Source organism: Saccharopolyspora elongata (assembly GCF_004348985.1).
GTDB lineage: Bacteria > Actinomycetota > Actinomycetes > Mycobacteriales > Pseudonocardiaceae > Saccharopolyspora > Saccharopolyspora elongata.
This window is the reverse complement of record NZ_SMKW01000015.1, coordinates 90,868-104,404: the sequence shown is the minus strand read 5'-3', so window position 1 is coordinate 104,404 and position 13,537 is coordinate 90,868. Positions and strand designations below refer to the sequence as shown.

Genomic DNA, 13,537 nt, shown 5'->3' with positions numbered 1-13,537 from the left:
CGGTGAGCAGGGCGCCGGTTTCGCGCGAAACCGGCGCCCTGCCCCACGTGGAATGGCGGTTTCGCGCGAAACCGCCATCGGCGCCGAGGGCCTTCGCGGTGAGTCGGCGTGGCCATTCCGAAACGGCCTCTGAGTCAGGCCAGCGCGGCCGGTGGCGTGTCGGCGCGTCGCCCGGCCTGCACGGCCGCGAAAGCCTCGGCGATGCCGTCGATCCCCGCCGTCATCGCCGCGGCGTCCAGCGAGTAGGGCAGTCGCACGAAGCTCTCGAACGCGCCGCCGATCCCGAACCGCGGCCCGGCCGCCAGGCGCACGCCGAACTCCGGGGCCACGGCGGCCAGCGCCGAGCTCGCCGGCTGGGGGAGCCGCGCCCACACCGACAAGCCGCCCGCGGACGGGCTGGTCGTCCAGTCGGGCAGGCGCGCGGCCAGCAGGTCCAGCAGCAGGCCACGGCGCAGCCGGAGGTCGGCAAGCCGGTCCGGCAGGAGCCTGTCGATCTCGCCCAGCAGCTCGGCGCACGCGAGCTGTTCCACCACCGGCGTGCCGAGGTCGATCCCGGACCGCGCCTGCCCGAGCCGCTGGACGAGATCGGCGTCGGCGCGGATCCACCCGACCCGCAGGCCGCCCCAGAAGGTCTTGGCCGCCGAGCCGATCGAGATGACGCCGTTGCGGTGCGCGGCCAGCGGAACCGGCGGATCGACGTCGAGGGCGAGCTCCGCCATCGTCTCGTCCACCACCACCGGACAGCCCGGCCGCAGCTCCGCCCGGTCCCGCTCGGGCAGGCAGAGGCCGGTCGGGTTGTGGAAGTCCGGCAGGAGGTAGGCCATCGCGGCGCCGCGGGTGGCCGCGGACAGGCTCTCGACGTCCCACCCGGTGTCGGTGACCGGGACCGGAACGACCCGGCACCCGGTCGCGCGGAAGACCTGCAGCGCATGCGGATAGGTGGGGTGCTCGACGACGACCCGGTCTCGCAGCAGCGTGCGCGCGATCAGCCCGAGGGCGTGCTGCGCGCCGCTGGTGATCAGGACCTGGTCCGGGGTCGTCGACAGCCCGCGGTCGGTGTACCGCCGGGCGATGGCGGTGCGCAGCTCGGGCAGCCCGAGCTGCGAATAGCCGTGGCGCGGCAGGTGGCGGGGGAGCTGGTCCAGCGCCCGGCGGTACGCCTGGTGCAGGGCCTCGCCGGGAGCGGGCGGGGCCGCGTGGGAGAAGTCGATCAGGTCCCGGCCGGTGGTGTCCGGCTCCGGTCGGTCCCCGCCCGGCGGAACCCGGGTCCGGCTGCGCGAGCGAGCGCGAGCGCTGAGATAGCCCTGCTCGCGCAGCGCGGCGTAGGCCGTGGCCACCGTGGTGCGGCTGATCCCGAGCACCGCGGCCAGATCTCGCTCGCCCGGCATCGTGGTGGCCAGCGGGAGGCGGCCGTCGAGGATCAGCAGGCGGATCAGGTCGGAGAGCCGGCGATGCGCGGGCCCCGGGCCCGCGGACCAGTCGCCCAACAGCCGGGCGAGCGCGTGGCTGCTCGTGTGCATGAGGCCAGAGTCTACGATCTGGCCCTTTCATCCGATGCCAGATGGCGGGCACGATCGTCGGCGTTGATCCAGAACCGACGTTGAGGACACCCGTGGCTTCGATCTCGCAACCGAAAAGCCGCCGCCATTCGGTGGCCCGCCGGATGACGGCCGCCGAGCAGCTCCGCGCCGAGAAGAAGGCGTGGCGGTTCCCGCAGCTGGTCGTGGGGCTGATCGGGTACGGCACGTCCCTCACGTTCCTGGTCCAGTCGTCGCTGGGGGCTTCGAGCTGGAGCGTTCTGGCGGAGGGCATCTCGCTGCGCTCGGGGATGACGTTCGGCTGGGCGACGAACCTGACGGCCGTCGCCGTGCTGCTCTGCTGGATCCCGCTCCGGGAACTGCCGGGGGTCGGCACCTTCCTGAACGTCGTCCTGGTCGGAACGTCCGCGGACGTCGCGGCTTCCTTCTTGCCGATGCCCGCTTCGCTGCCGCAGCAGCTCGGCTACTTCGTCCTCGGGCTGCTGATGCTGACCTTCTTCGACGCCGTCTACCTGGGGGCCAGGTTCGGTTCGGGGCCGCGGGACGGGCTGATGACCGGCGCGGTGCGCATCACCGGCAGGCCGATCTGGATGGTCCGCACCGGGATCGAGGTGGTCGTCCTGGCCGCCGGCTGGATCCTGGGCGGCACGGTCGGCTTCGGCACGCTGCTGATCGCGTTCTGCATGGGCCCGATGGTGCAGAACTTCCTGCGCTTCACGACCGTTCGCCTCGCCGGCGACCACGAGTGACCACAGTGGGCGGACCCGAGAGTCTTCGGATCCGCCCACTGTGGACGTTCCTACTGCTGTGCGAGCGAGTGCGCCGGGGCGTCGATCCGGCGGAGTGAGCGCTCCTTCGTTTCCGGCAGCAGCAGGCCGCAGACGATGCTCAGCACGTCGTACACCCCTAGCATCACCCCGATGGCGTTGCTGCCGTACGCGGCGGCCAGGCCCGCGGCGAGGACGGGCGGCACACCGCCGCCGATGATGGTCGCCACGTTGTAGCTCATGCCCGCCGCGGTGTAGCGGTGCCCGGTGGCGAACAGCTCGGCTAGGTAGGCGGCCGCCGGGCCGAGGACGATCCCGCCCCCGATCATCAGCAGGCACAGGCCGATCCCGACGAGCGCGGTGTTCGCGGTGTCGATGACCGGGAAGGCGATCAGCCCGCAGGCGAAGGTGACCACGTTCCCGACGAGGACCACGCGGCGCCTGCCGAACCGGTCCGATGCGGCCGCACCGGCCGCCGTGGCCGCGGCCAGCACGATCCCGCCGACCACGCCGAGCGCGAGCATGGTCGGGCGCGGGATCGCCAGCACCGTGCTGCCGTAGGTGGTGAGGTAAACGGTGCCCATGTAGTTCAGCGCGAACGCCGCGGCCACGGTGCCCCCGGCGAGCAGGATCAGCCGGGTGTCGCGGCCGAACGCGGCGCGCAGCGGCGCGGCGTCCCGGATCCGGCGTTCCCGCTCGGCGTGCAGCTCGCGGAAGACCGGGGTCTCCTCAATCCGCAGCCGCACGTAGAGGCCGATGCCGACCAGCAGGGCGCTGAGCAGGAACGGGATTCGCCAGCCCCAGGCCAGGAACGCGTCCGGGCTCAGCACCAGCTCGACCGCCAGGAAGGTCGCGCTGCTCAGGCCGAAGGCCGTGCCGGGACCGAGCTGCGGGAACATCCCGAAGCGGCCGTGCTTGCCGGGCGGGGCGTACTCCACCGCCAGCAGGGCCGCGCCGCCCCATTCGCCACCCACCGCGACGCCCTGCATGAACCGCAGGACCATGAGGATGACCGGCGCGGCGATTCCGAGCGTCGCCGAGCCCGGCAGCGCGCCGATGGCTACGGTCGAAAACCCCATCAGCAGCAGCGTGTAGACCAGGGTCCGCTTGCGCCCCAACCGGTCTCCGAGGTGGCCGAACAGCGCGGAGCCCAGTGGGCGGGCGACGAACGCCACCGCGACCGAGGCGAGCGAGGCGATCGTGCCCGCCGCGGTGCCGAGCGCGGGGAAGAAGACCTTGGGGAACACCAGCGCGGCCGCGGTGCCGTAGATGAAGAAGTCGTAGAACTCGATCGTCGTGCCGGCGAAGGAAGCGAGCGCGATCCGGCGCGTCGGTAACGCGGCTTCGCCGTCGTGGGTGGTCATCGGCAGTCCTCACGTGTCGGGATGGCAACGGGGCCGGAGCAAGATCATCGCCGGTCGCCCCGGAGGACCTCAAGCCGGAGTGCGTCGCCGTACCCGCTCGAGACCCTGCCGGGCCATCCTGCACCAGAGGTGCGACAGGCGGCGCCGCGGCCGCCTGTGCCGGGCGCTGATTTCGCGCGAAATCGGCATTTCACGTGGGGGAGGGATGGCGATTTCGCGCGAAATCGCCACCGGCGTCTTCAGCAGGCGGATCCGGTTTCGCCTGAAATTGGGCGTTTCCGGCCGACGGAAGTCACGGGTCGATCACGAGAGCTCCGGCTGGGCTAGGGAGTTCCGGCAGTGTCGCGCGGTCGGATTTCGCCCGTGAGATCGACCGAATCTCCCTTTTCGGCCAGGGCGGGTTCGCGCGCGGCCATCCACTGTGGTCAGCGGGGAACCACCGCGACCGGGCACGGCGCGCGGTGCAGGACGCCTCTCGCCACCGAACCCAGCCGCAGCGCGGTGAATCCTCCGCGCCCGCGCTGGCCGACCACCAGCAGCTGCGCGTGCTGGGCGGCGTCGCACAGGGCCGTCACCGGCGGGACGTTCGACACGATCCGGCGCACGGCGACCTCCGGGTAGGCGTCGCTCCAGGCCGACACCTGCTCGGCGAGGCGCAGTTCGGCCTGGGTGAACAGCTTGTCGCGGTCCGGGCCGTCGTGGGGTCCGGGGGTGAAGTAGCTGTTCGGCAGCGCCTGCACGGCGACCAGTTCGCTGCTCCGCCGGTTGGCGGCGTCGAAGGCGTAGTGCAGGGCGGTCCGGCTGCCCGGCGAGTCGTCGACCCCGACGACGACCGGGCCGGACTTCGCCGGGCCCACACCGCGCACCACGACGACCGGCGACGTGGCGTGCGCGGCCACCGCAGCGCTTATCGAACCGAGCAGCGCGCCTCGGAGGGCGCCGTGCCCGTGGGAACCCACCACCAGCAGCCGGGCGGATTCCGACCGGTGCACCAGCTCCGCGGCGGGATGGCCGTAGGCGACCTCGTCGACGATGTCCAGCTCGCCGGCGGCGTGCCGGCAGCGGGCGTCGATGTCGTGGACCAGCTCCTTGGCGTAGGGCTCCCGCGCCGGATCGTCGCTGACCAGCACGAGCCGCAGCGGAACCGACAACCGAACGGCTTCCGCGGCCGCCCAGAGCGCCGCCCGCGCCGATGCGCCGGAGCCGTCCACTCCGACCACGACGGACTGTTCTTCTCGAGCCATGCTCCGCGCCCCCACGAGGTTCCTGCGCGACCGTGCCAGCAGGACGGGCGTGCCGCTAGGGCCGATCGGCCCTACCGGCGCGTACGGGAGCGCGCCCCTGGTGACCATCTCCTCTGGACGGGGCGGCGCGGCGGGCGCAACCGTCGATCCGGGAGGCGACCGCGGCGATGACGGGTCTGTGCACCGATCTCTACGAGATCAGGATGGCGGCCGGCTATCTGCGCCGGGGCATGACGTTGCCCGCGACGTTCAGCCTGTTCGTGCGGGAACTGCCGCGCGAGCGCGGATTCCTGGTGGCCGCGGGGCTCGCCGACTGCCTGGACTTCCTGGAACGGCTGCATTTCGCCGCCGAAGACCTGGCCTACCTCGGCGACGTCGTGCACCTGCCGGAAGGCGATCTGGCCGCGCTGGCGGAACTGCGCTTCACCGGCGACGTGCTGGCCGTGCCCGAGGGCCGGGTGGTCTTCGCCGGTGAACCCCTCCTGGAGGTCACGGCGCCGCTGCCGCAGGCGCAGCTGGTGGAGACGGCGCTGCTGAACTTCGCGACGTTCCAGACGGCGGTGGCGGCCAAGGCGGCCCGCTGCCGGATCGCCGCGCCGCACGCGGACCTGGTCGACTTCGCCGCCCGCCGCACGCACGGGCTGGGGGCGGCCCGGGCGGTCGCTCGTGCCTCGGCCATCGCCGGGTTCGCGGGCACCAGCTACGTCGCGGCAGCACGCGAGTTCGGGCTGTGGGCGGCCGGGACGATGGCGCACTCCTACGTCGAGGCGTTCCCCGACGAGCGCACCGCGTTCCGCGCGTTCGCCGCCGATTTCCCTGATGCCGTGGTGTTCCTGGTCGACACCTACGACACCCTGCACGGCGTGCGCGCCGCGATCGACGTCGCGAGGGAGCTTCCCGCCGGCAGCCGCATCGGGATCCGCCTGGATTCCGGCGACCTCGGCGCGCTGGCGGTGCAGGCGCGACGGTTGCTGGATGACGCGGGATTCCCGGGTGCCCGGATCATGGCCAGCGGCGGGCTCGACGAACACGCGCTCGCCGAACTCGCCGCCGCACCGATCGACATGTTCGGCGTGGGCACCAAGATGGGCGTTTCCGCCGACGCGCCGTCCCTGGACAGCGCCTACAAGCTGGTCGAATACGGCGGGACGCCGGTGATGAAGCTGTCCGTGGGCAAGCTGACCGCGCCTGGCGCGAAACAGGTCTACCGCGGCGAGCCCGGACAGCCCGACCTGCTCGCACTGCGCACCGAGGACCCGCCAGCGGGCCGTGAACCGCTCCTGGAGCCCGCCATGCGCGGTGGCGCGCGGGTGGATCAGCCGGAGGCGGTCCGGGCGGCGCAGCGCCGGTTCGAGCACGACCTCCGGTGGCTGCCCGAACCGGCCCGTCGGCTCGTCGGCCCCGAGCCGGTCGAGGTGCACGCGACGCCGATGCTGCTGCGGTCCGCCGAATCCGTCCGGCACCGGCTGGAACAGGCGTTGTGAGCGGTCAGCGCGGCCGGCCGGGATACCACCAGTTCGGCGGCGGGGCCTGCCGGTTCGCTTCGCGTTCCACCGTCGCGGGCAGGATGACGTGGACGCCGCGCGCCGCGACGGCGCGGTCGATGTCCGACGGCGCGACGATGCCCACCAGCCGGCCGGCGTCAAAGATCAGGACGTGCCCGTCGGTGGACTCCGACAGCCGGGGCAGGACCGCCGCCAGCGGCTCGTCCGGTGCCGCGGTGGGCACGTGGGCCATCGGGCAGGCGGCGTCGCGCAGCGTGGCGGGTGGCTGGCCGCAGGCGGTCAGCGAGCGGATCCGGCGGAGGGAGACCAGTCCGTCGACCCCGCCGTCCTCGCGCACCACGGGGAAGCTGGCGTGCGCGGGGCGGCGGTCCAGGAACTCGCCGGTCGTCGAACGGCCGTCGACGGTCTCGACCGGATGCGACATCACGTCCCGCATCAGCACCCCGGACAGCGCCATCCCCGCGCGGGCCTGGCGCTCCTCGGCGAAGGCGATGCTCGCGATGAAGAGCCCCAGCAGGATCCACCACATCCCCTCGGGTCCCTGGAGGATCGACTGCGCGAATCCGGCGGCGACCAGCAGGCCACCGAGCCCGAGCCCGGCGCGGGCCGACCACGCGGCCGCCTCGAACCGGTCGCCGCGCCATCGCCACAGCGCGGCGCGCAGCACGCGGCCGCCGTCCAGCGGAGCGGCCGGAACGAGGTTGAACACCGCCAGCACGAGGTTCAGCAACGCCAGGTAGGTCAGCACGCCCACGACGAGGCCGCCCGCACCCACCCGGGCCGCGCCCCAGGCCAGCACCCCGAATGCCACGCCCACCACGGCGCTGGCGACGGGCCCGACGATCGATATGCGCAGGTCGGCGCCGGGACTGCGCGCCTCGTCCCGCAACTGGGCGATCCCGCCCAGCAGCCACAGCGTGATGCCCTCGACCGCGACACCGTTGCGGCGGGCCACGATCGCGTGCGCGAGTTCGTGCGCCAGCAGCGAACCGACCAGGAGGACCGCGGCGGCCAGCCCGGCCAGCGCGTAGCCGACGGCGGAGTGCCCGGGGAACGCCAGCGGCAGCTGGTAGCCCGCCAGCCCGATGGCGACCAGCACGACGATGCCGAGCACGCTCCAGTGCAGCCCGATCCGCACCCCAGCCACTCGTCCCACCGGGACCGTTCCGCGCATGACCGCACCTCTGCCGGATTGAGCCTCACCTCCAGTGTGCCTCCCCGCTCCCAGGATCACGCCGAGCCGGAGCGGCGGTGCGAGAGCGCGACGAACCGCGATCCAGGTGGGGAGGGTGTCTCCTGGATCACGTGTTCGACGAAGTCCTCACGTCTTCTGGGGTGTGATCGCTAGCCTGTCCGGTCATGGCTCGCACCCGCGTGTACCGCAACGGCATCCTCGACGCCGAAGACTTCCCCGTAGCCGACGTTTCCGACCACCTCGCCGACACCGCCGCGACGGTGTGGCTGGACTTCTGCGCACCCACGGCCGAGGACCTGGCCGCCATCAGCGAAGAGCTCGGGCTGCACGAACTGGCGGTGGAGGGTGCGATCCACACCCAGGAGCGGGCCAAGCTGGAGTGCTTCCGCGCCCACTCGCTGCTCACCGCCTACGCGGTGCGGATGAACCCGCAGACCGGGCACCTGCGCACCTCGGAGCTGGCGGCCTTCATCACCGACCGCGCGCTGGTCACGGTCCGCAAGGACGAGCACTTCGACATCGACGCCGTCGTGCACCGCTGGGACACCGCGCCGGAGGGGTTGGCCAAGAGCGGAGCCGGTTTCCTGCTGCACGGGCTGCTGGACTACATCGTCGATGGCCACTTCGAGGCCGCGCAGGTGCTGGACGACCAGATCGAAGCGCTGGAAGATCTGGTGTTCAACGACAAACCGGACCACGACGCCCTGCAACGGCGCTCGCTGCACCTGCGCAAGAGCCTGGTGCGGATGCGGCGCGCGGTCGTGCCGATGCGGGAGGTGCTGAACACGGTCGCGCGGCCGGACATGCGGCTGGTCGACGAGACCCTGGCGCCGTACTTCCACGACGTCCAGGACCACGTGCTGCGGGCCTCGGAGTGGACCGAGTCGCTGCGGGACCTGATCACGACGGTGCGGGAAACCCAGCTCAACCTGCAGGGCCACCGGCTGAACATGATCATGAAGAAGGTCACCGGCTGGGCCGCGATCATCGCCGTGCCCACGGCGATCACCGGCTTCTACGGGCAGAACGTGCCGTACCCGGGTGCCCAGCAGCCGTGGGGTTTCTGGGTCTCGGCGTCGGCGACCGTGGTGCTGTGCATCGCGATCTACGCCCTGTTCAAGAAGCGGGACTGGCTGTAGCGCAAGGCGAACCGGCGCGGTCCGCCGTCGCTTACCTCGAGCCACTGTCCCTTGTGGATGGTGCTGATGATTCCGGGTGATCGCGGCACGGGCTGTCCCGGAGCGATGAAGCGAAGCTCCTCCGAGGGATCGATGTAGTCGATATCTTCAGTATTGAATGAAATTTATCCTTTGGGTACGGCCAGCCTTCGCGGATGCGACCGAGTCCCGGCGCGGCAAGGCCCCGGTCGCCGTGGGCGGCCGGGGCCTGCGGCTCCTCGCGCGGGGCTGTCAGCTCTTCGGGTCGTCGCGCTGCTTGTCGTCGACCTGCTGCGGGCTGGGCTTGCCGGAGTCCAGCTTGTCCTGGTCGCGCTCGGCTGCGGCCTTCTCGTCGTCCTTCAGGCCGCGCGCTTCGGCTTTGAGCACGCGGGCGGACTGGCCGAGCGAGCGGGCCATCTTCGGCAGCTTCGCCGATCCGAACAGCAGCAGGACCGCGGCGAGCACGATCAGCCAGTGCCAGGCACTGAGCGAACCCATGGGCGTACTTCCATTCGCTGTCGTGGAAACCTGGGCCCCGCGACGCCGCCGTCGTCCGGTGCGGGAGTCCGTGGCGTGCCGGTTCCCGTGGGACCAGGTGACCCGTCGTTTCCCAATGGCTCGGAGTATACGCGGACCCGGCGCATCCCCGGCCGAGCGCCCGATTCCTGACCAGGGCGAATCCACTTCGGCGCGACCGGATCGAACACGTGGCGGCAGCCCGGAATCCAGGTGAACACCCGGCATCTTCTTGTCTACTGTGGATGATCATCCTGCGGGCAGGGGTGCAGCAGCTCGGCCCGGCCCCGGTCTTGCGGCTGGACGGCACCGCGTGCCCGGCTCCCGCGACGCCGGGTGACGACGCCATCACCGCAGGTCCCGGCGAGACGCCGCCCTTCGACGTCGAGGCCACCCGTGAACCCGCACCTCCGGGTCGGTGACAGAACTTCCACAACTTCCGATAGGTGCTAAAGCGAGACGCCGCGTGGTGCCGTGCGGCACCATCACCCACCACCCGGTCCAGGAGACCGGTGTCACAGTGAGGTGATGATGCGGAAGTTGAAAGTGGTCCTGGCGGTGCTGGGCGCGGCGCTGCTGGTGTTGCTGGTGCCGCCCCTGGTCAGTTCGGGGGGCGATGCCCCGGGCTCGCAGATCCGCGGCCTGCGGGTCATGGTGCCCAACACACCGGGTGGCGGTTACGACATCACGGCGCGCACCGCGGTGAAGGCGATCGAGGACACCGGGCTGAACGGGCCGACCGAGGTGTTCAACCTGCCCGGCGCGGGCGGCACGGTCGGGCTGGGCCGGCTGGTCAACGAGTCGGGCAACGGCGCGATGGTGATGTCGATGGGCCTGGGCGTGGTGGGCTCGGTCTACACCAACCACTCGCCGGTGTCGCTGCAGAACACCACGCCGATCGCGAAGCTCACCGAGGAATCCGACGTCATCGTGGTGGCCAAGGACTCCCCGTACCAGAACATCGCCCAGCTGATCGCGGCGTGGAAGGCCGACCCCGGCGCGGTTCCGGTCGGCGGCGGCTCGTCGCCCGGCGGCCCGGACCACCTGGCGCCGATGCTGACCGCGAAGGCCATCGGCCTGTCCGCGAAGCAGGTCAACTACGTGCCGTTCGACGGTGGCGGCGAGCTGATGGCCTCCGTGCTCGGCAGCAAGGTCGCCTTCGGCGTCTCCGGGATCGGCGAGACGCGCGACCAGATCGCGGCCGGCGAGCTGCGGGCGCTGGCGGTGACCAGCCCGGAGCGGGTGCCCGGCATCGACGCGCCGACCCTGCGGGAGTCCGGTGTGGACGTCAGCTTCACCAACTGGCGGGGCATCGTCGCGCCCCCGGGCATCACCGAGCAGGAGCGCGAGAAGCTGATCTCGCTGTTCACCGAGCTGCACGCCAGCGAGCAGTGGCAGCAGGCCATGAAGCTCAACGGGTGGTCCGACGCCTTCCAGACCGGCGATGACTTCGGTGCGTTCCTGGCCTCCGAGAACGACCGCGTCGCGTCGGTGCTGAAGGAGTTGGGGGCGGCATGAGTTCCACTGTGGACAAGACGGAGTCGCCGGCGGAGCCGGTGCGCGAGAGCTGGTGGCGCACGCACTCCGAGCTCGGCATCTGCGTGCTGCTGCTCGCGGTGGGCGCGCTCGTGCTCGTCGACGCGGCCCTGATCCCGACCGATTTCGCGCAGCGCGGCCCGGTCGGGCCGAAGGCGGTGCCGGTCGTGGTCGGTTCGCTGCTGGTGCTGGTGTCATTGCTGCTGGCGCGGGACGTGCTGCACGGCGGCCGCGGCGAGGCCGAGGCCGGCGAAGACGTCGACCTCGACGCGCCGACCGACTGGCGCACGCTGCTGTTGCTGTCCGGGTTCTTCCTGCTCAACGCGGCGCTGATCAACATCATCGGGTTCCCGGCCTCGGCCGCGATCATGTTCTGGGGTGCGGCCTACGCGCTGGGCAGCCGCAACCTGGTGCGGGACCCGCTCATCGCGGCCGCCATCTCGGTGCTGACGTGGCTGGCGTTCAACGAACTGCTCGGCGTTCCGCTGCCCGGTGGCCCGCTCATGGGGGTGCTGTAACCGATGGACCTGACGAACCTCCTGGGCGGTTTCGCCACCGCCCTGACCCCGCAGCACCTGCTGTTCGCCGCGATCGGCGTGGTGCTGGGCACCGCCGTCGGCGTGCTGCCGGGCATCGGCCCGGCGATGGCGGTGGCCCTGCTGCTGCCGGTGACCTACGCGTTGGATCCCACCGGCGCGTTCATCATGTTCGCCGGCATCTACTTCGGCGGCATGTTCGGCGGATCGACCACGTCGATCCTGCTCAACACCCCCGGCGAGAGCGCCGCGGTGGTGGTGGCCATCGAAGGCAACAAGATGGCCAAGAACGGCCGGGGCGCGCAAGCGCTGGCGGCGGCGGCCGTCGGGCACTTCGTCGGCGGCCTGGTCGGCCTCATCCTGCTGGTGCTGCTGGCACCGGTCATCGCGGGCTACGCGGTCGACATCGGCGCGCCGGACTACTTCGCGTTCATGGTGCTGGCGTTCGTGGCGACCTCGACGGTGCTGGGCAGCTCGCGGATCCGCGGCTTCGCCTCGCTGCTGATCGGGTTGACCATCGGGCTGGTCGGGCTCGACCAGATGAGCGGGCAGGCCCGGCTGACGTTCGGTTCGCTGCAGCTGGTCGACGGCATCGACGTGGTGCTCGTCGCGGTCGGCCTCTTCGCGGTCGGCGAGTCGCTGTGGGTCGCCGCGCACCTGCGCCACACCCAGGAGAAGCCGATCCCGGTCGGCCGGCCGTGGATGTCCCGGCAGGACCTCGGGCGGGCGTGGAAGCCCTGGCTGCGCGGCCCGCTGATCGGTTTCCCGTTCGGCGCGATCCCGGTCGGGGGCGCCGAGGTGCCGACCTTCCTGTCCTACACCGTCGAGCGGCAGCTGGGCCGCCGCAAGGGCACGTGGGGCAGCAAGGGCGCGATCGAGGGCGTCGCCGGCCCGGAGGCCACCTCGACGTCCAGCGCGGCGGGCACCATGGTCACGATGCTCACCCTCGGCCTGCCGACCACCTCGGTGGCCGCGGTGATGCTGGCGGCGTTCCAGCAGTACGGCATCCAGCCCGGTCCGCTGCTGTTCCAGCGCGAATCGGACCTGGTGTGGGCGCTGATCGCGAGCATGTTCGTCGGCCTGGCGCTGCTGCTGGTGATCAACCTGCCGCTGGCGCCGGTGTGGGCGAAGCTGCTGCAGATCCCGCGGCCGTACCTGTACGCGGGCATCCTGTTCTTCGCCAGCGTCGGTGCGTACGCGATCGGTGGCGAGGCAATGGATCTGGTGCTGCTGTTCATCATCGGGGCGATCGGCTTCGCGATGCGCCGCTTCGGCCTGCCGGTGCTGCCGGCGATCATCGGCGTCATCCTGGGCCCGACCGCGGAGCTGCAGATGCGCCGGGCGCTGCAGATCAGCGACGGTGACCTGACGGGCCTGGTGAACTCGCCGCTGGCGATCGTGGTCTACGTGATCATCGCGATCCTGCTCACGTACCCGCTGTGGGGCCGCCTCGTCCGCCGCACGCCGAAACCGGCGGAACCGGCGGACCGGGTCGACGCCTGACCTACCCGGACGAAGGGCGTCTTCGGGCACATCCGCCCGAAGACGCCCTTCGCGCATGTTCAGGAGCTCATCGCCGGGGCTTCCTCCGCCCCGTCGACCAGGGGGTGGCGCGTCGTGCCGAGCCACTGGGTCTGATCCGTTCTCGGTGCTCCGCAATTTCCATTGAAATTGAACCTTCGATTTCAATGGAAATTGCGGACTGATGCACTCCGGCGCCGCGTTCGGGTGGGGGGCTCAGCTCCGGGGCTTGCCGAAGATCAGGCGGTAGCCGACGAGCAGGATCAGTGCTCCCAGCACCGCAAGTCCCCAGGTGCGCAGGTCGAAGAACGTGCCGAGCTCGACGTGGAAGAGGGTCTTGCCGACCCAGCCGCCCACGAAGGCGCCCGCGACGCCGAGCAGGATCGTGACGATGCAGCCGCCCGGGTCCCGTCCCGGCATGAGCGCCTTGGCGATCCCGCCCGCGATCAGTCCCAGCACGATCCAGCTGATGATGCCCATCGGCGTCCTCCCTGACGTTTCGTCCTACGGCGGGCGCAGCATTCCAGATCACCGGATCGGGGTCCGCCCCCGATCGGACCGTCGTGACGTTGATCTCAGAAATCCGCACGATCCATTGTGGACCCGATGCGGCGTCCGGCCGAAAGTCGCGTTGTCGCGGTGGCCAATCGGCTACGGT

Annotated in this window: 13 protein-coding genes; 7 read left to right on the top strand and 6 right to left on the bottom strand. The window is 71.4% G+C overall.

The window, feature by feature from the left end; translation table 11 throughout:
• Nucleotides 1–134: 134 nt before the first annotated feature.
• Nucleotides 135–1,520, bottom strand: coding sequence for a MocR-like transcription factor YczR (yczR, locus tag E1288_RS14145; protein ID WP_235883538.1), 1,386 nt, complete (start codon nucleotides 1,518–1,520; stop codon nucleotides 135–137).
• 92 nt (nucleotides 1,521–1,612) lie between these two features.
• Between yczR and yczE the strand changes: the two genes are divergently transcribed.
• Nucleotides 1,613–2,287 (top strand): membrane protein YczE, encoded by a 675-nt coding sequence (yczE, locus tag E1288_RS14140; protein ID WP_235883537.1) that lies wholly within the window; start codon nucleotides 1,613–1,615, stop codon nucleotides 2,285–2,287.
• Nucleotides 2,288–2,337: 50 nt separating this feature from the next.
• Here yczE and E1288_RS14135 read toward each other — a convergent pair whose 3' ends face one another.
• Nucleotides 2,338–3,669 (bottom strand): MFS transporter, encoded by a 1,332-nt coding sequence (locus E1288_RS14135; RefSeq protein ID WP_132485098.1) that lies wholly within the window; start codon nucleotides 3,667–3,669, stop codon nucleotides 2,338–2,340.
• Nucleotides 3,670–4,094: 425 nt separating this feature from the next.
• Complete coding sequence (locus tag E1288_RS14130; RefSeq protein ID WP_132485096.1) at nucleotides 4,095–4,913, bottom strand: universal stress protein; 819 nt, start codon at nucleotides 4,911–4,913, stop codon at nucleotides 4,095–4,097.
• Nucleotides 4,914–5,080: 167 nt separating this feature from the next.
• Between E1288_RS14130 and E1288_RS14125 the strand changes: the two genes are divergently transcribed.
• Nucleotides 5,081–6,397 carry a nicotinate phosphoribosyltransferase gene (locus tag E1288_RS14125; RefSeq protein WP_132485094.1) on the top strand — a complete coding sequence of 439 codons (1,317 nt, stop codon included), beginning with the start codon at nucleotides 5,081–5,083 and terminating at the stop codon, nucleotides 6,395–6,397.
• Nucleotides 6,398–6,401: 4 nt separating this feature from the next.
• On the opposite strand, the gene E1288_RS14120 is transcribed toward E1288_RS14125, so the two are convergent.
• Complete coding sequence (locus tag E1288_RS14120) at nucleotides 6,402–7,592, bottom strand: site-2 protease family protein (RefSeq protein ID WP_132485092.1); 1,191 nt, start codon at nucleotides 7,590–7,592, stop codon at nucleotides 6,402–6,404.
• 185 nt (nucleotides 7,593–7,777) lie between these two features.
• On the opposite strand from E1288_RS14120, the gene E1288_RS14115 reads away from it, so the two are divergent.
• Nucleotides 7,778–8,752, top strand: a complete 975-nt coding sequence (locus E1288_RS14115) for a magnesium transporter CorA family protein (protein ID WP_132485090.1) — start codon at nucleotides 7,778–7,780, stop codon at nucleotides 8,750–8,752.
• 270 nt (nucleotides 8,753–9,022) lie between these two features.
• Here the strand turns inward: E1288_RS14115 and tatA are convergent, their stop codons facing one another.
• On the bottom strand, nucleotides 9,023–9,268 hold the full coding sequence (tatA, locus tag E1288_RS14110; protein WP_132485088.1) for a Sec-independent protein translocase subunit TatA: 246 nt from the start codon (nucleotides 9,266–9,268) through the stop codon (nucleotides 9,023–9,025).
• 263 nt (nucleotides 9,269–9,531) lie between these two features.
• On the opposite strand from tatA, the gene E1288_RS46915 reads away from it, so the two are divergent.
• The 4 genes from E1288_RS46915 (at nucleotide 9,532) to E1288_RS14095 (ending at nucleotide 12,861) form a co-directional block, all read left to right on the top strand.
• Nucleotides 9,532–9,708 carry a hypothetical protein gene (locus tag E1288_RS46915; protein WP_165968107.1) on the top strand — a complete coding sequence of 59 codons (177 nt, stop codon included), beginning with the start codon at nucleotides 9,532–9,534 and terminating at the stop codon, nucleotides 9,706–9,708.
• Nucleotides 9,709–9,817: 109 nt separating this feature from the next.
• Nucleotides 9,818–10,804 carry a Bug family tripartite tricarboxylate transporter substrate binding protein gene (locus tag E1288_RS14105; RefSeq protein ID WP_132485185.1) on the top strand — a complete coding sequence of 329 codons (987 nt, stop codon included), beginning with the start codon at nucleotides 9,818–9,820 and terminating at the stop codon, nucleotides 10,802–10,804.
• Entirely contained in the window at nucleotides 10,801–11,340 is a 540-nt protein-coding gene (locus E1288_RS14100) for a tripartite tricarboxylate transporter TctB family protein (protein ID WP_132485086.1), read from the top strand. The genes E1288_RS14105 and E1288_RS14100 overlap by 4 nt, the downstream gene beginning before the upstream one ends.
• Nucleotides 11,341–11,343: 3 nt before the next feature.
• Entirely contained in the window at nucleotides 11,344–12,861 is a 1,518-nt protein-coding gene (locus E1288_RS14095) for a tripartite tricarboxylate transporter permease (protein ID WP_132485084.1), read from the top strand.
• A gap of 234 nt (nucleotides 12,862–13,095) precedes the next feature.
• On the opposite strand, the gene E1288_RS14090 is transcribed toward E1288_RS14095, so the two are convergent.
• Nucleotides 13,096–13,359, bottom strand: a complete 264-nt coding sequence (locus E1288_RS14090; protein WP_132485082.1) for a GlsB/YeaQ/YmgE family stress response membrane protein — start codon at nucleotides 13,357–13,359, stop codon at nucleotides 13,096–13,098.
• Nucleotides 13,360–13,537 lie beyond the last annotated feature (178 nt).